The organism is Stenotrophomonas sp. YJH_SMC_106-19, from assembly GCF_059368375.1.
The window spans coordinates 362,292-380,845 of sequence record NZ_JCAFRQ010000001.1 but is presented as its reverse complement, the minus strand read 5'-3'; the positions used below and the strand labels follow the sequence as shown (position 1 = coordinate 380,845).

General features: G+C 67.5%; 17 protein-coding genes. 10 read left to right on the top strand and 7 right to left on the bottom strand.

Annotated elements, in window-relative coordinates; all coding sequences use genetic code 11:
* Positions 1 to 35: 35 nt before the first annotated feature.
* Both AC5P5M_RS01705 and AC5P5M_RS01700 read left to right on the top strand, forming a co-directional pair.
* A complete protein-coding gene (locus AC5P5M_RS01705; RefSeq protein WP_495205509.1) occupies positions 36 to 968 on the top strand; it encodes a phosphate/phosphite/phosphonate ABC transporter substrate-binding protein in 933 nt (310 codons plus the stop codon).
* Positions 965 to 3,091, top strand: coding sequence for a putative bifunctional diguanylate cyclase/phosphodiesterase (locus AC5P5M_RS01700; RefSeq protein ID WP_053520089.1), 2,127 nt, complete (start codon positions 965 to 967; stop codon positions 3,089 to 3,091). The genes AC5P5M_RS01705 and AC5P5M_RS01700 overlap by 4 nt, the downstream gene beginning before the upstream one ends.
* Positions 3,092 to 3,151: 60 nt before the next feature.
* Here AC5P5M_RS01700 and epmB read toward each other — a convergent pair whose 3' ends face one another.
* On the bottom strand, positions 3,152 to 4,168 hold the full coding sequence (gene epmB, locus AC5P5M_RS01695) for an EF-P beta-lysylation protein EpmB (protein WP_065175508.1): 1,017 nt from the start codon (positions 4,166 to 4,168) through the stop codon (positions 3,152 to 3,154).
* A 121-nt stretch (positions 4,169 to 4,289) separates the two neighbouring features.
* Between epmB and efp the strand changes: the two genes are divergently transcribed.
* The 5 genes from efp (at position 4,290) to AC5P5M_RS01670 (ending at position 8,511) form a co-directional block, all read left to right on the top strand.
* Positions 4,290 to 4,856 carry an elongation factor P gene (gene efp / locus AC5P5M_RS01690; RefSeq protein ID WP_053520087.1) on the top strand — a complete coding sequence of 189 codons (567 nt, stop codon included), beginning with the start codon at positions 4,290 to 4,292 and terminating at the stop codon, positions 4,854 to 4,856.
* A 162-nt stretch (positions 4,857 to 5,018) separates the two neighbouring features.
* A complete protein-coding gene (locus AC5P5M_RS01685) occupies positions 5,019 to 6,362 on the top strand; it encodes a TRZ/ATZ family hydrolase (protein WP_164150577.1) in 1,344 nt (447 codons plus the stop codon).
* 24 nt (positions 6,363 to 6,386) lie between these two features.
* On the top strand, positions 6,387 to 7,103 hold the full coding sequence (gene ubiG / locus AC5P5M_RS01680; RefSeq protein WP_065175506.1) for a bifunctional 2-polyprenyl-6-hydroxyphenol methylase/3-demethylubiquinol 3-O-methyltransferase UbiG: 717 nt from the start codon (positions 6,387 to 6,389) through the stop codon (positions 7,101 to 7,103).
* The gene (locus AC5P5M_RS01675) at positions 7,100 to 7,795 is read left to right on the top strand and encodes a phosphoglycolate phosphatase (RefSeq protein ID WP_322523428.1); all 696 of its coding nucleotides are present in this window, start codon (positions 7,100 to 7,102) and stop codon (positions 7,793 to 7,795) included. The genes ubiG and AC5P5M_RS01675 overlap by 4 nt, the downstream gene beginning before the upstream one ends.
* An 11-nt stretch (positions 7,796 to 7,806) precedes the next feature.
* A complete protein-coding gene (locus tag AC5P5M_RS01670) occupies positions 7,807 to 8,511 on the top strand; it encodes a squalene/phytoene synthase family protein (protein ID WP_253119476.1) in 705 nt (234 codons plus the stop codon).
* Between the two features lie 211 nt (positions 8,512 to 8,722).
* On the opposite strand, the gene AC5P5M_RS01665 is transcribed toward AC5P5M_RS01670, so the two are convergent.
* Genes AC5P5M_RS01665 through yidD form a run of 3 tightly spaced genes read right to left on the bottom strand, consistent with a single transcriptional unit; the run spans position 8,723 to position 11,170 of the window.
* Positions 8,723 to 9,568 (bottom strand): M23 family metallopeptidase, encoded by an 846-nt coding sequence (locus tag AC5P5M_RS01665; protein ID WP_495205508.1) that lies wholly within the window; start codon positions 9,566 to 9,568, stop codon positions 8,723 to 8,725.
* Entirely contained in the window at positions 9,568 to 10,914 is a 1,347-nt protein-coding gene (locus AC5P5M_RS01660; protein ID WP_495205507.1) for a dihydroorotase, read from the bottom strand. The genes AC5P5M_RS01665 and AC5P5M_RS01660 overlap by 1 nt, the downstream gene beginning before the upstream one ends.
* A 1-nt stretch (position 10,915) precedes the next feature.
* Positions 10,916 to 11,170 carry a membrane protein insertion efficiency factor YidD gene (gene yidD / locus AC5P5M_RS01655; RefSeq protein WP_053519683.1) on the bottom strand — a complete coding sequence of 85 codons (255 nt, stop codon included), beginning with the start codon at positions 11,168 to 11,170 and terminating at the stop codon, positions 10,916 to 10,918.
* Positions 11,171 to 11,442: 272 nt separating this feature from the next.
* On the opposite strand from yidD, the gene dksA reads away from it, so the two are divergent.
* Positions 11,443 to 12,660 (top strand): RNA polymerase-binding protein DksA, encoded by a 1,218-nt coding sequence (gene dksA / locus AC5P5M_RS01650; RefSeq protein ID WP_322523425.1) that lies wholly within the window; start codon positions 11,443 to 11,445, stop codon positions 12,658 to 12,660.
* Positions 12,661 to 13,308: 648 nt separating this feature from the next.
* Here dksA and AC5P5M_RS01645 read toward each other — a convergent pair.
* The 3 genes from AC5P5M_RS01645 to cysS are packed head-to-tail and all read right to left on the bottom strand — an operon-like array spanning position 13,309 to position 16,417.
* The gene (locus AC5P5M_RS01645) at positions 13,309 to 14,556 is read right to left on the bottom strand and encodes an MFS transporter (protein WP_111186432.1); all 1,248 of its coding nucleotides are present in this window, start codon (positions 14,554 to 14,556) and stop codon (positions 13,309 to 13,311) included.
* Positions 14,553 to 15,005: a SufE family protein gene (locus AC5P5M_RS01640; RefSeq protein ID WP_053519686.1), complete on the bottom strand. Its 453-nt coding sequence runs from the start codon at positions 15,003 to 15,005 to the stop codon at positions 14,553 to 14,555. Before AC5P5M_RS01640 ends, AC5P5M_RS01645 begins: the two co-directional genes overlap by 4 nt.
* A 35-nt stretch (positions 15,006 to 15,040) precedes the next feature.
* Positions 15,041 to 16,417: a cysteine--tRNA ligase gene (cysS, locus tag AC5P5M_RS01635; protein ID WP_495205506.1), complete on the bottom strand. Its 1,377-nt coding sequence runs from the start codon at positions 16,415 to 16,417 to the stop codon at positions 15,041 to 15,043.
* Between the two features lie 187 nt (positions 16,418 to 16,604).
* On the opposite strand from cysS, the gene AC5P5M_RS01630 reads away from it, so the two are divergent.
* Together AC5P5M_RS01630 and AC5P5M_RS01625 are read left to right on the top strand one after the other, a co-directional pair.
* A complete protein-coding gene (locus AC5P5M_RS01630) occupies positions 16,605 to 17,174 on the top strand; it encodes a glycine zipper 2TM domain-containing protein (protein WP_053519688.1) in 570 nt (189 codons plus the stop codon).
* 319 nt (positions 17,175 to 17,493) lie between these two features.
* The gene (locus AC5P5M_RS01625) at positions 17,494 to 18,504 is read left to right on the top strand and encodes an N-acetylornithine carbamoyltransferase (protein ID WP_053519689.1); all 1,011 of its coding nucleotides are present in this window, start codon (positions 17,494 to 17,496) and stop codon (positions 18,502 to 18,504) included.
* Positions 18,505 to 18,554 lie beyond the last annotated feature (50 nt).

Genomic DNA, 18,554 nt, shown 5'->3' with positions numbered 1-18,554 from the left:
TTTTTCGGGTAGTCTGTCCGGATACCCAGGGGGGGATGAAACCGGTGTCGGGTCTGCGAACGGCAATGCAGGGGGCGCTGCTGAGCCTGGCCATGGTCCTGCTGGCCGGAACGGTGCGTGCTGCGCCGGATCCGGTGCTGGTGCTGGGCCGGATCAGCGACGATCCCAAGGCCCATTACCAGCAGCTGCAGCCGCTGCTGGACTACGTGGTGGCACGCATGCAGGACGTCGGCATCCAGGAGGGGAGGATACTGATGGCGCGTGATCCGCAGCAGATGGCCAGCTATCTGCGGCGGGGGCAGGTCGACTGGGTCACGGAAACCGCCGGAACCGCAGTGGCGTTGGGGCAGCGCAGCGGTGCGCGGCCGTTGCTACTGACCGAGCGCAATGGCGTGCGTGAGTACCAGACCGTATTCTTCGTGCGCCGCGACAGCCCGTTCCAGCGGCTGGAGGACCTGCGGGGCCACCGCCTTGCGCTGCAGAACACCGCATCCACCAGCGCCTACCTGGTGCCGGTGATGACGTTGCTGGGCCACGGGTTGTCCCCACAGATCCTCGCGGGTACGTGGGACGCTCCGGGCACGGACAGCGTCGGCTATGTGTTCGCCCGCAGCGAGCTGAACATCGCCACCTACGTGCACAAGGGCGTGGCCGATGGGGGTGCGGTGAGCAGCGTGGACTGGAACGATGAACGGCGCATGCCGCGGGCGTTCCGGCGCGACTTCCGCGAACTGTTGCGCACGGAGCCCTATCCTCGCGCCGTGGAGGTGGTGCGCGCCGACCTGGATGCACGCGTCCGTGACCGCCTGCAGGAGGTCCTGCTGCAGGCGGCCAGTGATCCACAGGCACAGGCGGCGCTTCACCGTTTTTTTGGTACTTCCGGTTTCCACCGCGTCGACGCGCATGCGCAGCAGCGGCTGGATGAATTGAAACAAGGATTGACGCGCGTGCGGATGGAAGTGGAATGAAGTGGCTCGGCTCGGGAATGCAGGCGCGGTTCCTGCTCGCGATGGGCGGGGCGATGCTTGTGGTGGTGGCGATCCTGGCGGTGCTGCTGGGGCGGCAGGCGGCGATGCAGAGCGAGGTGCGCAACCTCAGCGGCGGCGTCATCCATGAACTGTTCGACCGCAGCGTGCGCAGCCGCGGCGAAGCGATCGCCCGTGAGCTTTCCGATGCGCTGGCCAACCCGCTGTACTACCACGATCTGGACCAGGTCGGCGCACTGGTGCGCAGCACGTCGCGGCAGCCCGTGGTGCGCTATGTGCTGGTGTTCGACGAACGTGGCCGGCTGGTGCACGACGGTTCGGTGGAGGTCGCCGCCTTCGGTCAGCCGATGGGAGACCCCCTTGCACCGGGCGCGATCGCCGCGCGGACGCTGGTGGTGCAGCAGTCGCCAAAGGTGCTCGACAACACGATGCCGATCATGGTCGGCAACCAGCGCATCGGCGGCGTCCGCGTCGGCATGGCGCTGGACGAAGTGCAGCAGCGCGAGCAGGCCGCCAACGCAACGCTGGGCGAGCGCCTGCAGCAGGTCGGCAGCCGTCATCTGGGCTGGCTGCTGCTGATGCTCGGCCTGCTGGTGGTGATCGGCGTGGCGGTGATCTTCTACGTGCAGCGCACCTTGGTCGCGCCGATCCGCGACCTGGCGGTGGCGGCCCGTCGCATCGAAGCCGGCGACTACCAGGCGCCGCTGCTGGAGAATACCCGCGACGACGAGGTCGGCGAGCTGGTGCGGGGATTCGCCCGCATGCGTGATGCCATCGCCCGCCACGACCGCGAGGTGCGGCACATGGCCTACACCGACGCACTGACCGGCCTGACCAACCGCTTGGCGTTCCGCGAAGCTCTGGACCACCGGCTGATGGCCGCGCGTGCGTCCAAGCAGCGGTTGGGCCTGTTGTTTGCGGACATCGACGATTTCAAGCGGGTCAACGATACCCTCGGGCATGAAGCGGGCGACGAAGCACTGCTGCAGTTTGCCCAGCGGATCGGCCGCGCCGTCGCCGAGGCCGGGGGCGATGAGGCGCTGCTGGCCCGTTTTGGCGGCGACGAGTTCGTGATCCTGGTCGGCGACGGCGATGTCGCTGCCAATGCGCGGCTGCTGGCCGAGGTGCTGGTGCGCGAACTGGGCAAGCCGCTGGTGGTGCAGGGCAGGGAGCTGTTCCTGGGCACCTCCATCGGCGTGACCCTGTTCCCGGACGATGCCGCAGACGCGACCACACTGCTGAAGAACGGCGACATCGCCATGTACCAGGCGAAGATGGCCGGCAAGAATTGCTACCGGTATTACAGCCGGGCGATGGACCATGCTGTCGAGCGCCGCGTGCACATGGAACAGGAACTGCGCGGCGCCTGGGAGCGCGGCGAGCTGCGCCTGGCCTACCAGCCGATCTTCCGCACCCGCGACCGGCGGATGGTCGGCGTCGAGGTGCTGCTGCGCTGGCAGCACCCCACTCTGGGCACGATCCCGCCGTCGGTGTTCATCGAAGTGGCCGAGCAGAGCGGGCTGATCGAGGTGATCGGGCCGAAGGTGCTGCGCGCGGCCTGCATGGAAGCGTCGCAGTGGCCGCGCAGTGCGGGCGGCGATGATCTGTTCGTGTCGGTGAACGTGTCGCCCCGGCAGCTGCGTGGCGGCGAGCTGCCGTCACTGGTCGCACAGTGCCTGCATGAGTCGGGGCTGCCGGCTTCGCGCCTGCATCTGGAACTGACCGAGACCGCCGTGATCGGTGATGAGATGGTGGCCGCGCAGTTGCTGGACAAGCTGCATCGCACCGGCGTCAAGGTGTGGCTGGACGACTTCGGCACCGGCTTCTCGGGCTTGAGCCACCTGCGCCAGGTGCCCGTGGACGGAGTGAAGATCGACAAGAGTTTCATTGCCGACATGCAGCGTGATCCGGACGACCTGGCGCTGACCACGGCGATCATCGCCATGGCCCACGCGCTGGGCATCACGGTGGTTGCCGAGGGCATCGAGCAGCAGGCGCAATTCGAGCTGCTGGCCCAGCGCGGCTGCGATCTTGGCCAGGGCTACTGGCTGAGCCACCCGGTCACCGCGACCGAAGTGGTGCGGATGATCGAGTCCGGCGTCTGAATCCTGGTTCAGGGGTCAGATCCCTTTCTGCAGGAAACGGCTCTGACCCCGGCGGGATCGCTACAGCGGGCGCTTGCTCGGGTCGCCGGGGAGTTCCCGCACCAGCTTGGGAACCAGGTAGCCGGACAGGCGCGCGGTCAGGCCGGCGATCAGCTCCCTGGCGCGGGTGTCATCCACCTCGAAGTGGGCCACGCCCTCGACCCGGTCCAGCTGGTGCAGGTAATAGGGCAGCACGCCGGCGGCAAAGCTGCGTTCGCTCAGTTCCTGCAGCGCCTGCACGCTGTCGTTGACGCCACGCAGCAGCACTGCCTGGTTCAGGAGCTGGGCGCCGGTGCCACGCAGGCGCGCCATTGCCGCGTCCACGCTGGCATCGAACTCATTGCGATGGTTGGCATGGACCACGATCGCCAGCGGCCACGGCAGGCTGCCCAGCCAGGCCAGCAGCTCGTCGTCGACCCGTTCCGGCAGCACGATCGGCAGCCGGGTGTGGATGCGCAGGCGACGGATGTGCGGAATCCGCCGCAGCGCGTCGGTCAGTTCGACCAGCTTGTGGGTGGCCAGCGACAGCGGATCCCCCCCGGACAGGATCACTTCGTCGATATCCGGATCGGCGGCGATGGCGTCCACCGCTTCCCACCAGCCGCCCTTGGCGGCATTCTCAGCGGCGTAGTCGAAGTGCCGGCGGAAACAGTAGCGGCAATTGATTGCACAGCTGCCGGTGGCGATCAGCAGCGCCCGGCCCCGGTACTTCTGGATGACCCCGGTCGCCTTCCTGGCCGCACCATCGCCCACCGCGTCGAAGCTGAACCCGGGAACGACCTGCATCTCGTCATTGACCGGCAGCACCTGGCGCAGCAGCGGGTCGGCCGCATCGCCCTTGCGCATGCGGGCCACGAACCCGTCCGGTACGCGCAGCGCGAACTGGGCCATGGCCGCCTCGGACACGCCCAGTGCGACCGGATCCAGCTCCAGCCGCGCCAGCAGTGCGTGCGGGTCGCGCAGCGCCTGGCGCCAGAGTTCCTGCCAGCGTGCGGGTGCACCCGGCGACGACGGGCGGGGAAAGGCGGAAAGCTGCATGGAGAGGGGGCCTGCGGTTATCATGGGGGCAGAAAAACAGTCGCCCACCGGCATCCGGTGGGCTTTCCATTCTACCGGCTCGCCGCACCCGCGGCGGTTTTGCCATTTGAGGAGCTTGAGCATGGCCACTGTGGGCATGAATGACGTCAAGAACGGGATGAAGATCCTGGTCAACAATGAACCGGCGGTCATCACCGATACCGAATACGTCAAGCCGGGCAAGGGCCAGGCGTTCACCCGCGTCAAGTACCGCTTCATCCGTTCGGGCCGCGTGGTCGAACTGACCATGAAGGCGACCGACGACCTGGAAGTGGCCGACGTGGTCGACACCGACATGAACTACATGTACAGCGATGGCGAGTACTGGCACTTCATGGATCCGGAGACCTTCGAGCAGGTCCAGGCCGACAAGGCCGGCATGGGCGGCGCCGAAAAGTGGCTGAAGGGCGAGGAAGCCTGCATCGTGACCTTGTTCAACGGTGCGCCGATCTTCGTGCAGCCGCCGAACTTCGTCGAGCTGAAGATCACCGAAACCGATCCGGGCGTCCGCGGTGACACCTCCGGCGGTGGCGGCAAGCCGGCCACGCTGGAAACCGGTGCCGTGGTCCGCGTGCCGCTGTTCGTCAACCAGGATGAAGTCATCCGGGTCGACACCCGTTCGGGCGAGTACTCCTCGCGCGTGAAGTAATCCGGCGCAGCCGGATGACCTGTGAGCCGGGCCCAGGCCCGGCTTTCCGGGCATCGCCCGGAACCCGTTGCCGGCGTCCACGGCGCCGCAACGGACAGCCGCCGGGCATGGCCCGGCGCTACCGCCTCCCGTGAGGATCTCCCCCCAGCCAAGTGAGCCTGCATGAGCGACAGCCCGCACCTCCCCGAAGCCTGCGACCTGCTCATCGAAGCCGGCTACGTCGTTCCGATCGAACCGCATGCCGTGGTGCTGGAAGACCATGCCGTAGCCGTGCGTGGCGGCGAGATCGTGGCCGTGCTGCCGCGTGCCGAAGCGCGGGCGCGCTTCCGTGCCGCGCAGGTGGTCAGCCGTCCGGACGCCGCGCTGATGCCGGGCCTGGTCAACGCGCACACGCACAACCCGATGACCCTGCTGCGCGGCGTTGCGGATGACCTGCCGCTGATGACCTGGCTGCAGGAGCACATCTGGCCGGTGGAAGCGGCGGTGATCGGCCCCGAGTTCGTCGCCGACGGCACCACGCTGGCCATTGCCGAGATGCTGCGCGGCGGCACCACCTGCGCCAACGAGAACTACTTCTTCGGCGACGTGCAGGCGGCGGTCTACAAGAAGCATGGTTTCCGCGCGCTGGTGGCGGCGGTCATCATCGATTTCCCGACTGCCTGGGCGAAGAGCGACGACGAGTACTTCGCCAAGGCCGGTGAACTGCACGACCAGTGGCGCAACGACAGTCTGATCGGCGTCGCGTTCGCACCACATGCGCCCTACACGGTCAGCGATGCCAATTTCGAGCGGGTGCGGATGCTGTCCGACCAGCTCGACATGCAGGTGCACCTGCATACCCATGAGACCGCGCAGGAAGTCAGCGACTCGATCAGGCTGCATGGCCAGCGTCCGCTGGCGCGACTCGATCGCCTCGGCCTGGTCAATGACCGGTTGATCGCGGTGCACATGACCCAGCTGACCGACGCGGAGATCCACCTGTGCGCCGAGCGTGGCGTCAGCGTGGTGCACTGCCCGGAATCGAACCTGAAACTGGCCTCCGGTTTCTGCCCCGCCTGCGCCCTGCAGCGCGCAGGCGTGAACCTGGCCATCGGTACCGATGGCTGTGCCAGCAACAACGACCTGGACATGTTCAGCGAGAACCGCACCGCGGCGATCCTGGCCAAGGCTGTCGCCAACGACGCCACTGCGCTGGACGCGGCCACCACGTTGCGCGCTTCCACGCTCGGCGGTGCCCGTGCGCTGGGCTTCGGCGAGCGGATCGGCTCGATCGAGGTGGGCAAGCAGGCCGATCTGGTCTGCGTGGACCTGTCCGCGCTGGAAACCCAGCCGCTGCACAACGTGCTTTCGCAGCTGGTGTACGCCACCGGCCGGCAGCAGGTGAGCGACGTCTGGATTGCCGGCAAGCCCAAGCTGGTGCAGCGCGAGCTGGTCGGCATGGACCTGCCGGGCATCATCGCCAACGCGCGCCAGTGGCGCGAGCGCATCCGCCATATCCGCGCCTGAACCCCGGCGCTGCAAGGATTCCCCATGACTGCCCCCCATGCTTCCTCCAATTTCGATCAGGCCGAGCTGGACAAGTTCGCCGCACTGGCCAACCGCTGGTGGGACGCCGATGGTCCGCAGAAGCCGCTGCATGCACTGAACCCGGTGCGCCTGAAGTACGTGGCCGACCGCGTGCCGCTGCGCGGCGCACGCGTGCTCGACATCGGCTGCGGTGGCGGCCTGCTGAGCGAAGCACTGGCCCAGGCCGGCGCCGATGTCACCGCCATCGATCTGGCCCCGGAGCTGGTCAAGGTCGCGCGGCTGCACGCGCTGGAAAGTGGTGCCAAGGTCGACTACCGGGTGCAGGCCGCCGAGGACCTGGCCGCTGAACAGCCGGGCAGCTTCGATGTGGTGACCTGCATGGAGATGCTCGAGCACGTGCCGGACCCCGGCGCGATCATCGAGGCCTGCAGGCGGCTGCTGAAGCCGGGGGGGCACCTGTTCCTGTCGACCATCAACCGCACGGCCGCCGCATTCGCGGTGGCCATTGTCGGTGCCGAATACGTGGCGCGCCTGTTGCCGAAGGGCACCCACCACTACCAGGAATTCATCAGGCCGGCCGAACTGGCACGCTGGTTGCGCGAGGCTGATCTGCAGCTGGCCGATGTCAGCGGCATGGCATACGAGCCGTGGCGCAACCGTGCCCGCCTCAGCACCCGCACCGACATCAACTACCTGGCCTACGCGGTCAAGCCGGCATGACCGCCACGCACTTCCCGCGCGCGGTGCTGTTCGACCTGGACGGCACCCTGCTGGACAGTGCGCCGGACTTCGTTGCCACCTGCGACGCCATGCTGGCCGAACGTGGACGCGCGTCGATCGATCCGGCGCAGCTGCGCCCGGTGGTGTCCAAGGGCTCGCGGGCGATGATCGCGGCGGCCTTCCCGGACCTGGATGCGCATGCGCGCGACGCGCTGATCCCGGAGTTCCTGCAGCGCTATGAAGCGTTGATCGGCCAGCACGCGGTGCTGTTCGATGGCGTCGCCGGCATGCTCGCCGCGCTCGATGCTGCTGGAACGATATGGGGCATCGTTACCAACAAGCCCGAGTACCTGGCGCGGTTGATCCTGCCGCAGCACGGTTGGCAGCAGCGCTGCGCCGTGCTGGTCGGCGGCGACAGCCTGGCCGAGCGCAAGCCGCACCCGCTGCCGCTGCTGCACGCTGCGCAGGCGATCGGTGTCGCGGCAAGCGACTGCGTGTATGTCGGCGACGACGAGCGCGACATCATCGCGGCGCGCGCCGCGGCCATGCCATCGGTGGCAGCGCTGTGGGGCTACCGCCTGCACAGCGACGACCCGTTGGCCTGGCAGGCCGATGTACTGGTCGAGAACGCCGCACTTCTGCAACTGGCCAGCCTGTGGCCAACCCGGCCGGCACGCCCGGCCCACCCGTAAGGACGATCGTAGTGAGCAGCACCGCGCTGGAAAGCTTCCTCGACAAATGGCGCAGCCGTTGGCCGGAATGGTCGGTGGCCGCGCCGTTCGTGGCCGAATCGCACCGTGAGTTGGCCGTAGCGTGGTTCGCGCTGCTGCAGGAATTCGACGACATGCTCAATACCAGCGGCGATCCGTTGCCGGCCGATGCCAAGCTGGCATGGTGGGGCGAGGAGCTGCGCAGCTGGGAAGGACAGCGTTCGCGCCATCCGTTGGGTCGTGTGCTGGAACCGGTGCGTGCGCCGTGGGCGCGGTTGGCGGAAACGCTGCCGGATCTGGTGGAGGCACGCACCGTCGCGCCGGATGCGGCCAGTGCCAAAGCCGCGCTGGCCCGCTACGCTGAAGCGGTCGCGGCCGTGGAAGTGGTGTTGTTCGATGACAGGCCGCGGACCGGTGCGGGCCGGGCCGTGCAGTTGCAGACGCTGGCCCAGCGCCTGCAGGACGCAGGCGTGGCCGGCGTGCCGCGCAGCCTGCTGGACGAGGACACCCGCTCCGCCGCGCAGCGCTGGGCGCAGCACCTGTTGAAGGGGTGGGGCACGCGCGTGCCAGGCCCGCGCCCGCGCCGCGTGTGGTCCAGCCTGGCCCGTGCACGCCTGACGGCCCAGGCGGCCGGCAAGCCGATCGAGGCGACCCCGCTGCGCACCCTGCTGCGGGTGTGGTGGGCCGCACGCGGCTGATTCCGTTGCCGCTGCGCTCGCCGGGCATGGCCCGGCGCTACCGGGTTGCAGGTTGTTGATTCCGTTGCCGCTGCGCCGCCGGGCATGGCCCGGCGCTACCGGGTTGCAGGTTGTTGATTCCGTTGCCGCTGCGCTCGCCGGGCATGGCCCGGCGCTACCGTTTGGTGGCTCTGGTAGCGCCGGGCCATGCCCGGCGAGGGGCGCGCGCGGGTTACTTCCGCTCCAGCACCAGCAGAGGATCGATGCGGGTGTCGAACCAGTTCATGCCCCAGTGCAGGTGTGGGCCGGTGGCACGGCCGGTGGCGCCGACTGCGGCGATCACCTGGCCTTGTTCCACACGGTCGCCAACTTTTACGTCGATGCGCGACAGATGCAGGAAGTTCGAGCTGACGCCGTAGCCATGGTCGATCAGCAGCGTGCCACCGGTCAGGTACAGGTCGGGGCCGGCAAAGGTGACCACCCCGGCGGCGGGTGCCTTCACCGGCGTGCCGGTCGGTACCGCGATGTCCATGCCGGAATGGCCGGCACCGGGCTGGCCGTTGTAGACGCGGGCATTGCCGAAGCGGCCGCTGATGCGGCCCTGCACCGGCCAGATGAAGGTCTGGGTGAAGTCGGTGCGGTCATCGTCGCGGGCACGCGCGGCGGTTACCTGTGCCTGCTCGCGCTTGATCCGTTCGGCAATGGCGGGCGGAGGATTGACCGTCTTCGGCGGTACACCGTTGACCCGTTCGGTCGGCCAGTCGCGCGGCGTCACCGAGATGGTGGCCGTTTCGCTGCCGCCGTCCGGGCGCTGCACCTGCACGCGCAGCGGCCCCTTTTCATCGCGGCCGATACCGAACACCACGCTGCCGTAACCGCTCACGCGCAGCGAGCGGCCGGCATACTGCACGTGGCTGCCGGCGGGAACCTTGCCGATCACCAGCGCGCCCTGCGACGCACTGGCAGGAAACACCACGCGGCTGTCGATCAGGCTGCCGATGCCATCCTGGGCCTGTGCCGCAGATACGGCCCAGAGGGGGGCGGCAACCAGCACCCCCAGCATGAGGAACCCACGCATCAGCGGTCGTAGGTCAAGCGCTGGCCGGCCGGCTCGCCCACCAGCGTGCTGCCGTCCCACACCCGCTGGCCGTTGACCCAGGTGGAGGCGATGCGCGACCGGAAGGTCGTGCCTTCAAACGGCGACCAGCCGCACTTGGAGAGCACGTCCTCGCGCTTGACCGTGAACGGCACGTCTTCCACCAGCACGAGATCGGCGAAGTAGCCTTCGCGCAGGAAGCCGCGCTGCTCCACGTCGAACAGCTGGGCCGGGGCATGCGCGAACTTCTGCACCACCTGCTCACGGGTCAGTTTGCCCTCGTGCACGCGCTCCAGTGCGGCCACCAGCGCGTACTGCACCAGCGGCAGGCCGGACGGCGCCTGCGCATAGGGCTTCTGCTTCTCCTCCCAGGTGTGCGGGGCATGGTCGGTGGCCAGCACGTCCAGCACGTCGTCGGCCAGCGCGGCGGTGATCGCCTCGCGGTCGGCCACGTCCTTGATGGCCGGATTGCACTTGATCAAGTTGCCCTTGGTGGCGTAATCCGGGCGGGCGAAGTGCAGGAAGTGCACGCAGGTTTCGGCGGTGATCTGCTTGCGGCTGCCATCGGCCCGGATCAGCGGGCCCTTCTCGAACAGTGCCAGTTCGTCGGCGGTGGAGATATGCAGGACGTGCAGGCGGGTGCCGTGCTTGCGTGCCAGCGACAGCGCCAGCCGCGTCGACTTGATGCAGGCTTCGCGCGAACGGATGTCCGGGTGCATGTCCGGGGTCAGCGCGTCGCCGTATTTTTCCTGGAAGGCTTTCAGGTCGGCATCGATCATCGGCGTGTCTTCACAGTGCGTGATGATCGGGGTCGGACACTCGCGGAAGATCGCGTCCAGTGTTTCCGGGTTGTCCACCAGCATGTTGCCGGTGGACGCGCCCATGAACACTTTCACGCCCGGCGCCTTCTTCGGATCGAGCTGGCGGATGGCCTCAAGATTGTCGTTGCTGGCCCCGTGGTAGAAGCCGTAGTTGGCCCAAGCGCGGCCACGCGCCAGTTCGTACTTGGCTTCCAGGATGGTGGAGTCCAGCGTCGGCGGATTGGTGTTGGGCATGTCCATGAAGCTGGTCAGGCCACCGGCCACGGCCGCTGCCGATTCACTGGCGATATCGCCCTTGTGGGTCAGGCCCGGCTCGCGGAAGTGCACCTGGTCGTCGATCATGCCGGGCAACAGCCAGCGGCCGGCGGCGTCCACCACCTGCTCGCCCTCGCGCGGCGCCAGCCCGGTGCCGATCTGCGCGATGCGACCGTTCTCGATGCGCAGGTCGCCGTCGAAGGTGCGGCCTTCATTGACCATGCGGGCATTGGTGATGAGCGTGGAGGACATGTCAGTGTTTTCCTGTGCAACGGCATGAAGGGGTGTCGGTGCGTTCGGGCACGAGGTCGACACCGCCGGGGTGGAAGGGGTGGCAGCGGCCGAGCCGGCGCGCGGCCAGCCAGCTGCCGCGCAGCGGGCCATGCAGGGAGATGGCTTCCATCGCGTATTCAGAACAGCTGGGCACGAAACGGCAGCGTGGCCCCAGCAGGGGGCTGATGAAGCGCTTGTAGAAGCGCAGCAGGGCAATGAGCAGGCGCGAGATCACCCAGTCATCTTATGCCAGTTGGCATGAAGGCCGCATTTGTGCAGGATGGGCCGTTGGTCGCATGTCGCCGATGGCCTGCGACCGGTGCCGGCACCTTCGGGTGCCGGCCAGGTTCCGTACCGCGCGAGGCGGTCCGTGTTCGTCGGACTGCCCCTTGGGGGCCTTGACTCCAGGACTGAATGGAGCGGGGCTGTCGAGGTTGCTGCTGCGGGTCGGGTAGGCTATAAAGGCCCGCTTTCCCGGGCCCCGGGGAATCCAAGGAAGAGCGTTTCGTGGCTGCTAAAAAAACTGCAAAGAAGGCCGCAAAGGCCGCCAAGAAAACCGCCAAGCCTGTTGTGAAGAAGTTGGCGGCAAAGCCCGTTGTCAAGAAGCCGGCGGCCAAGCCGGCGACCAAGGCAGCGTCCTCGCAACCGGCGGCCAGGAAGGCCACCGCGAAAAAAACGCCGGCCAAGGCAAGCAAAGTGGCCGTCAAGAAGGCCGCTGCGCCGGTCAAGGCCAAACCTGCTGCTGCCAGCAAGAAGGCGCCGGCAGTGAAAAAGGCCGCCAGCAAGGCGGTGCCGGTCAAGAAGGCTGCTGCCAAACCGGCTGCGAAGAAGCCGGCAGCCAAGCCGGCGCCGAAGGCGGCGGTGAAAAAGCCGGTTGCACCGCCAGCGGCAAAGAAGGCCGCGGCGCTCAAGCCGGCGGCCAAGCCTGCCGCTGTAAAGAAGGTCACCAAGAATATCGCCACGCCGGCTGCCAAGCCGGCACCGGCCCCCGTAGTGAAGTCCGCACCGAAGCCTGCCGCAACGCAGGCTCCGGCCAAGCCTGTCCCGGCCAAGACCGCGGCAGGTGCTGCAGCCAAACCGGCACCCAAGCCGGCCTCGGCCGCTGCACCTTCCGCGTCGACCGCCCCGCAATCCAAGAATCCCGTGCCCGTTTCGAAATCGCCTGCCAAAACCGCCGTGAAATCCGATCCCGCTCCGAAGACCGTGTCGCGCCCTGTCGGCAAGGTCGCCGTGGCCGTCGCCGCCCGCTCGGCCGCCCCGGCCCCGCGCAGCAAGTACAAGGTCGTCGAGTACAAGACCGACGAGGCCACCGGCCGCCCGATCCTGCCGGCCGGTTACAAGCCGTCGTCGGAAGAGGAATACATGAGCCCGCTGCAGCAGGAGTACTTCCGCCAGCGCCTGCAGAACTGGCGCGCGGACCTGGTGGAGGAGTCCAAGCAGACCATCGAGAATCTGCGCGAGGAAGTGCGTGACATCGGCGACGAGGCCGAGCGTGCGACCCGTGAGACCGAGAACTCGCTGGAGCTGCGCACCCGCGACCGCTACCGCAAGCTGATCGGCAAGATCGACAGCACGCTCAAGCGCCTGGAAGCCGGTGATTACGGCTACTGCGTGGACACGGGTGAAGAGATCGGTCTGGAGCGCCTGGAAGCCCGTCTCACGGCCGAGCGCACCATCGACGCCCAGGAGCGTTGGGAACACCTGCAGAAGCAGCAGGGCGACTGATTCCCGGTCGTTGTCTGGTCATGCAGAAAAACCCGGCCTTGGCCGGGTTTTTTGTTGGGTTCACGTTGGCTGTGTAGAGCAGCGCCTTCCGGGTATCGGGTGGAGCCCGCGGGTGGAGCCGGGCAGGACACGCTGCAAGTACATCCCTGTAAGCTCGGCCGCGGCATCCATGCCGCGGACGGTCCTGCCCGGCCCCACCCACAGGCTCTCGACGCTTCCCTGCGTGCGCGGCCGATGTAGAGCCGAGCCCACGCTCGGCTCAGGCCGAAGCCGGAGGGCAAGGAATAGCAAAAGCAAAAGCAGCCAAGCATGGCTTGGCTCTACCAGGAGCGGTCATGCGTGCGCTCGCGGCTGTTGGGTCCGCCTTGTAGCGAGCCGAGCACCGCAGGGGAATCAGGGGCGAAGAGGCGCGGGTGTCCGAGCGAAGCGAGTTCCGCGCCGTCCCCTGATTCGCCGAGGAGCGCAGGGCACTGGCGCGCAGCGCCGGCTCGCGGATGGCGGCGTGTTTCTTTGGTGACTTTCTTTGCACGAGCAAAGAAAGTTACACCCCGCCGCGGTCGCGGAAGAAGCCCGCCGGGCGCGGCCCGGCGCAACCGCTGCGTGGGCGCACGGAAATGCGCAGCCGAGCATGGGCTCGGCTCTACAGGTTCACTGCAGGTCGCGAAGATTCAACTTCCGCAGCGTCGGGTTCTTCCATGCCGTGATGCCGGCCACGCTCAGCACCGCGAAGCCCCCCAGCACCACTGCCGGTACCAGGCCCAGCAGTCGTGCCATCGTGCCGGCATAGAAGGCGCCCAGTTCGTTGGACGAACTGATGAAGATGCCGTTGATCGACGATACCCGCCCACGCATTTCCTCGGGCGTCGCCAACTGCAGGATGGTCGAGCGGACCACCACCGACACGCCATCGAAGGCGCCGTAGAACAGCAGGATCAGCGCCGACAGCCAGAAGTGCTGCGACAGCCCGAAACCGATCACGCACAGCCCGAAGCCCGCGACCGCAGACAGCAGCACCCGGCCGGCGTTGCGGTGCAGGGGGTGCCGGGCAAGCCACAGGCCCACGCCGATCGAGCCCAGAGCGGGCGCAGCGCGCAGGATGCCCAGCCCTTCGGGTCCATGGTGCAGGATCTCATGCAGGAAGGCGGGCAGCATTGCCACCACACCGCCCAGCAGCACCGAGAACATGTCCAGCGCCATCGCGCCGACCATGATGCGGTTGCCGACCACGAAGCGCGCACCTTCGGCGATGCTCTGGAAGATCGGTGCTGCGGGGCCGCTGTGCACCGGTTCCTCCACCTTCAGCGTGGCCAGGCAGGCCACTGCCACCAGCGCGAAGGCCGTCGCCACGCCATAGGACAGCCCCTTGCCTCCCAGGCCGACCAGTACGCCGCCCAGCGCCGGACCCACCACCATGCCGGCCTGGAACACCACGGCCCCCAGTCCCGCACCGCGTGCGAACTGCTCGCGCGCCAGCACGCGGGCGAACAATGCATTGTAGATCGGCGAAAGAAAGGCACGGACCATGCCGGTCAGTGCGATCGCCGCATAGATCGGCCATACGCCGTGGAACGGCAGCCAGCCCTTGGCCACGCTGGTCAGTACCAGTGCGGTGGCGATCAGGCCGGAGCAGGCGACCATTCCCAGCTTGCGCCGCGGTAGATGGTCGACCAGATAGCCGGCGAACGGGGCCACGCAGAAGAACGGCAGCACTTCGGCCAGACCGATCAGGCCCAGCGAGAACGGATTGCGGGTAACTTCGTAGATGTGCCAGCCGACGGTGACGGCCACCACCTGGTAGGACAACATGGCGAAGATGCGGTAGGCCAGCAGCTTGGCGAAGCCCGGCCGGGCCAGCAGGCCCAGCGCCGTGTCTTCGGCCGGGGCGGTCCCGCTCACGGGTGTCCGCGCTGCAGCTGGGCCTGCGCCGTCTCGCGGATGAAGGCCAGCATCGCTGCGACGCCGTTGCTGCGGGTCGGCGAAAGATGGCGGGCCAGGCCGATGTCCTGGATGTAGCTCGGCTGCGTGTCCAGGATTTCCTGTGCCGAGCGCCCGGAATAGACACGCAGGGCCAGGAAGATCAGGCCGGAGACGATCGCCGAATCACTGATGGCGTGGAAGCGCAGCGACTGCGCATTGCCTTCCGGAACGATCCAGACCATCGACTGGCAGCCGAGCAGGCGGTGTTCTTCGGTCTTCCACTCTTCGGGGAAGGCCGGCAGCTTGCGGCCTAGGTCGATCAGGTACTGGTAGCGCTCGGACCAGTCGCCGAAGAAGCCGAATTCCTCGGCGATGGCGGCCTGGGCCTCGGCGGTGGTGGGTTCAAGCGGGAACGGGGAGTCGATCACTGCAATCTCTTCGGTGGGGGCGTGGCGGGCGCGGATCAGCCGCGCTTGCGCGACCAGCGCACGCCCTGCGGGGTGTCTTCCAGCACGATGCCTTCGGCGGCCAGCTGGTCGCGGATGGCGTCGGAGCGGGCGAAGTCACGCGCCTTCTTGGCGGCGGCGCGTTCATCGATGAGGCCCTGGATGCGCGCATCCTCGCCATCATCGTGGGCAACGGTGCCGAACCACTGCGCCGGGTCGGCCTGCAGCAGGCCCAGCGCCAGACCCGCACCGAGCAGCTCGCCTTTCAGGCGCGCCTGTTCGGCGGGCTCGATGGCGCGGCGTGCTTCGGCGGCGATGCGCGCCAGTTCGGCCAGTGCCTGCGGCGTGTTGAGGTCGTCATCCAGGGTTGCCTCGATCGTGGCCGGGATCACCGCCACGGCCGGAACCGCGGCGAGCTCGCGCAGGGTGCCGTAGAGGCGGTCCAGCGTGCGCACCGACTGTTCGATCAGCGCGTCGGACCAGTCCAGCGGCTGCCGGTAGTGGGCCGACAGCAGGGCCAGGCGCAGCGCTTCCGGCGGGTGCTGGCGCACCAGGTCGTGCACGCGTTCGATGTTGCCCAGCGACTTGCTCATCTTGGCACCGCCGAAATTGAGCATGCCGTTGTGCAGCCAGAAGCGGGCGAAGATCTTTCCGCCATGGGCGCATTCGCTCTGCGCGATTTCGTTCTCGTGGTGCGGGAACTGCAGGTCGACACCACCGGCATGGATGTCGATGGTCTCGCCCAGATGGGCGGCAGCCATCGCCGAGCATTCGATGTGCCAGCCGGGGCGGCCACGGCCCCACGGCGACGCCCAGCCCGGCAGGTCGTCGGTGGACGGCTTCCACAGCACGAAATCGCCTGGATCGCGCTTGTACGGCGCGACATCGACGCGGGCGCCGGCCAGCATTTCTTCCGGGTCGCGGCGGGAGAGCTTGCCGTAGCCATCGAAGCTGGCCACGGCGAACAGCACGTGGCCCTCGGTGGCATAGGCATGACCGTTGGCGATGAGCTGCTCGATCATGGTGATGATCTGCGGCATGTGCGCGGTCACTTCCGGTTCGATGTCCGGCGGCACCACGCCCAGCGCGGCCATGTCCTCGCGGTAGGCGGCGGCGAAACGGTCGGTGATGGTGCTGATCGGCACCCCCTGTTCGCGCGCGGCCGTGTTGATCTTGTCATCCACGTCGGTGATGTTGCGGGCGTAGCGCAGGGCGCCGAAACGCCGCCGCAGCAGGTCGGCCAGCACCCCGAACACCACCGGCCCACGGGCATTGCCGATGTGCACGTAGTTGTAGACCGTCGGGCCGCACACATACAGGGTCGGACAGGCCGGGTCGAGCGGAATGAACGGTTCGAGCTGGCGTGTCAGGTTGTTGTGCAGGCGCAGGGTCATGGGGGTGTGGCTGGGGGACAAGCCTGCGATTTTAGAACGTGTCGGCCCCCTTTGGGGCGACCGCCTGCCACCGGTGGACCCGGGGGCCACCCAGGTGGGGTGGGCAGGAGCGGCGCGGACGGGTAATGTTCAGCCCCTTGCGCTCGTCACTGCCTACACTATTGCCGTGTCCTTGCTCCCGTCGCCAATGAAATCCACCGCGTTGCTGACCCTGGCCTGGCTGTCGGCGTTGCCGGCCGTGGCTCTGGCCCAGGAGGGGGAGCCCCGCAACCGGGTGGTGATCGTGGAGAACGTGAAGTTCGACTACGCCCAGGTGCTGAACGTCGAGCCGGTGTTCCAGACCCTGCGCGCGACCCGGACCGAGGAGCACTGCGAGCCGGTGTCGACCCGGACCCTGGCCCCGGTGAACGTCACCGGCGAGGAGCCGACGGAGGACAAGGGCCGGATCAGCCGCTTCTGGGACTCGGTGCGCTCGATGTTCAAGCGCAGCGACGAGGAGGCGGTGGATGAGACCGCAGCCGAGACGCCGGCCGCGCCCACCGGTCCCACCAACAACGGGCCGATGCTGACCCGCGACTGCCGGATCGTTCCCGTCGGGCGCGAGTTCCGTCGGCCCATCGCCTACGACGTGGATTACGTCTACAGGGGCACCAAGTACCGCTCGCGCCTGCCGGAAGACCCTGGCAACCGGCTCAAGGTCCGGGTCTCGATCACGCCCTGGGTCGGCCCGGAGCAGGGCACCGCCAGCAATCCCTGATTCTGGGACCCCGGCCCCTTGCGCCGGCGCCGGCCGCGTGCAAAGATGCCCGGCCATGAAGCTCACCGACTTCCAGCACGACAGCAGCGCAGCCCGACAGGCGTCGGGCATGACCTCGCGTGCCCGTCGACCGGAACCCCACATTCTCGCTGGGTAACCGGAGCTTTTTGCTGTTCGTCCGATAGAAACCCAGCCCGCCGGCTGGGTTTTTTCGTTTCCGCTTCCTGAAAGCTTCAACTGCAACGATTTCACCCCACCTTTGGTTTCCGCATTTCCCTTCCACCGCGTCGAACCTGACGCCGCCACGCAAGGAAAGATGATGTCCCCCAAGCACTTCCTGAACACCCAGGACTGGAGCCGCAGCGAGCTTGATGCGCTGCTGACCCAGGCAGCGCTGTTCAAGCGCAACAAGCTCGGCGACCAGCTCAAGGGCAAGTCGATCGCGCTGGTGTTCTTCAATCCGTCGATGCGCACCCGCACCAGCTTCGAGCTGGGCGCGTTCCAGCTGGGTGCGCACGCGGTGGTGCTGCAACCGGGCAAGGATGCGTGGCCGATCGAGTTCAACCTCGGTACGGTGATGGACGGCGATACCGAAGAACATATCGCCGAAGTGGCCAAGGTGCTGGGCCGCTACTGCGACATCATTGCCGTGCGCGCGTTCCCGAAGTTCGTGGACTGGGCCTATGACCGCCAGGACATCGTGCTCAACAGCTTCGCCAGGTATTCGCCGGTGCCGGTGATCAACATGGAGACCATCACCCACCCGTGCCAGGAACTGGCTCACGTGATGGCGCTGCAGGAGCACTTCGGCACCCAGGACCTGCGCGGCAAGAAGTACGTGCTGACCTGGACCTATCATCCCAAGCCGCTGAATACCGCCGTGGCCAACTCGGCGCTGACCATCGCCACCCGCATGGGCATGGACGTGACCCTGCTGTGCCCGACCGCCGACTACATTCTCGACGACCGCTACATGGGCTGGGCCGAGCAGAACGTGGCCGAGAGCGGCGGTTCGCTGAAGATCAGCCATGACATCGACAGCGCCTACGCCGGTGCCGATGTGGTCTACGCCAAGAGCTGGGGCGCGCTGCCGTTCTTCGGCAACTGGGAGCCGGAAAAGCCGATCCGCGACCAGTTCAAGCACTTCATCGTCGACGAACGCAAGATGGCACTGACCAACAACGGTGTCTTCAGCCACTGCCTGCCGCTGCGTCGCAACGTGAAGGCGACCGACGCGGTGATGGACTCGCCGCAGTGCATCGCCATCAACGAGGCCGAGAACCGCCTGCACGTACAGAAGGCGATCATGGCGGCGGTTGCCGGGCGCTGATTCTTTCCCATTCAAAAACCCCGCCGGGCATGGCCCGGCGCTACCAGGAC

What these genes read in the sequence shown, in the direction of transcription:
- AC5P5M_RS01625 (WP_053519689.1), top strand. Translation starts at nt 17,494, where the DNA reads ATGTCCCCCAAGCACTTCCTGAACACCCAGGACTGGAGCCGCAGCGAG.
- AC5P5M_RS01665 (WP_495205508.1), bottom strand. Translation starts at nt 9,568, where the DNA reads ATGCGTGGGTTCCTCATGCTGGGGGTGCTGGTTGCCGCCCCCCTCTGG.
- cysS (WP_495205506.1), bottom strand. Translation starts at nt 16,417, where the DNA reads ATGACCCTGCGCCTGCACAACAACCTGACACGCCAGCTCGAACCGTTC.
- ubiG (WP_065175506.1), top strand. Translation starts at nt 6,387, where the DNA reads ATGACTGCCCCCCATGCTTCCTCCAATTTCGATCAGGCCGAGCTGGAC.
- AC5P5M_RS01660 (WP_495205507.1), bottom strand. Translation starts at nt 10,914, where the DNA reads ATGTCCTCCACGCTCATCACCAATGCCCGCATGGTCAATGAAGGCCGC.
- AC5P5M_RS01700 (WP_053520089.1), top strand. Translation starts at nt 965, where the DNA reads ATGAAGTGGCTCGGCTCGGGAATGCAGGCGCGGTTCCTGCTCGCGATG.
- AC5P5M_RS01630 (WP_053519688.1), top strand. Translation starts at nt 16,605, where the DNA reads ATGAAATCCACCGCGTTGCTGACCCTGGCCTGGCTGTCGGCGTTGCCG.
- AC5P5M_RS01705 (WP_495205509.1), top strand. Translation starts at nt 36, where the DNA reads ATGAAACCGGTGTCGGGTCTGCGAACGGCAATGCAGGGGGCGCTGCTG.
- AC5P5M_RS01675 (WP_322523428.1), top strand. Translation starts at nt 7,100, where the DNA reads ATGACCGCCACGCACTTCCCGCGCGCGGTGCTGTTCGACCTGGACGGC.
- AC5P5M_RS01685 (WP_164150577.1), top strand. Translation starts at nt 5,019, where the DNA reads ATGAGCGACAGCCCGCACCTCCCCGAAGCCTGCGACCTGCTCATCGAA.
- efp (WP_053520087.1), top strand. Translation starts at nt 4,290, where the DNA reads ATGGCCACTGTGGGCATGAATGACGTCAAGAACGGGATGAAGATCCTG.
- epmB (WP_065175508.1), bottom strand. Translation starts at nt 4,168, where the DNA reads ATGCAGCTTTCCGCCTTTCCCCGCCCGTCGTCGCCGGGTGCACCCGCA.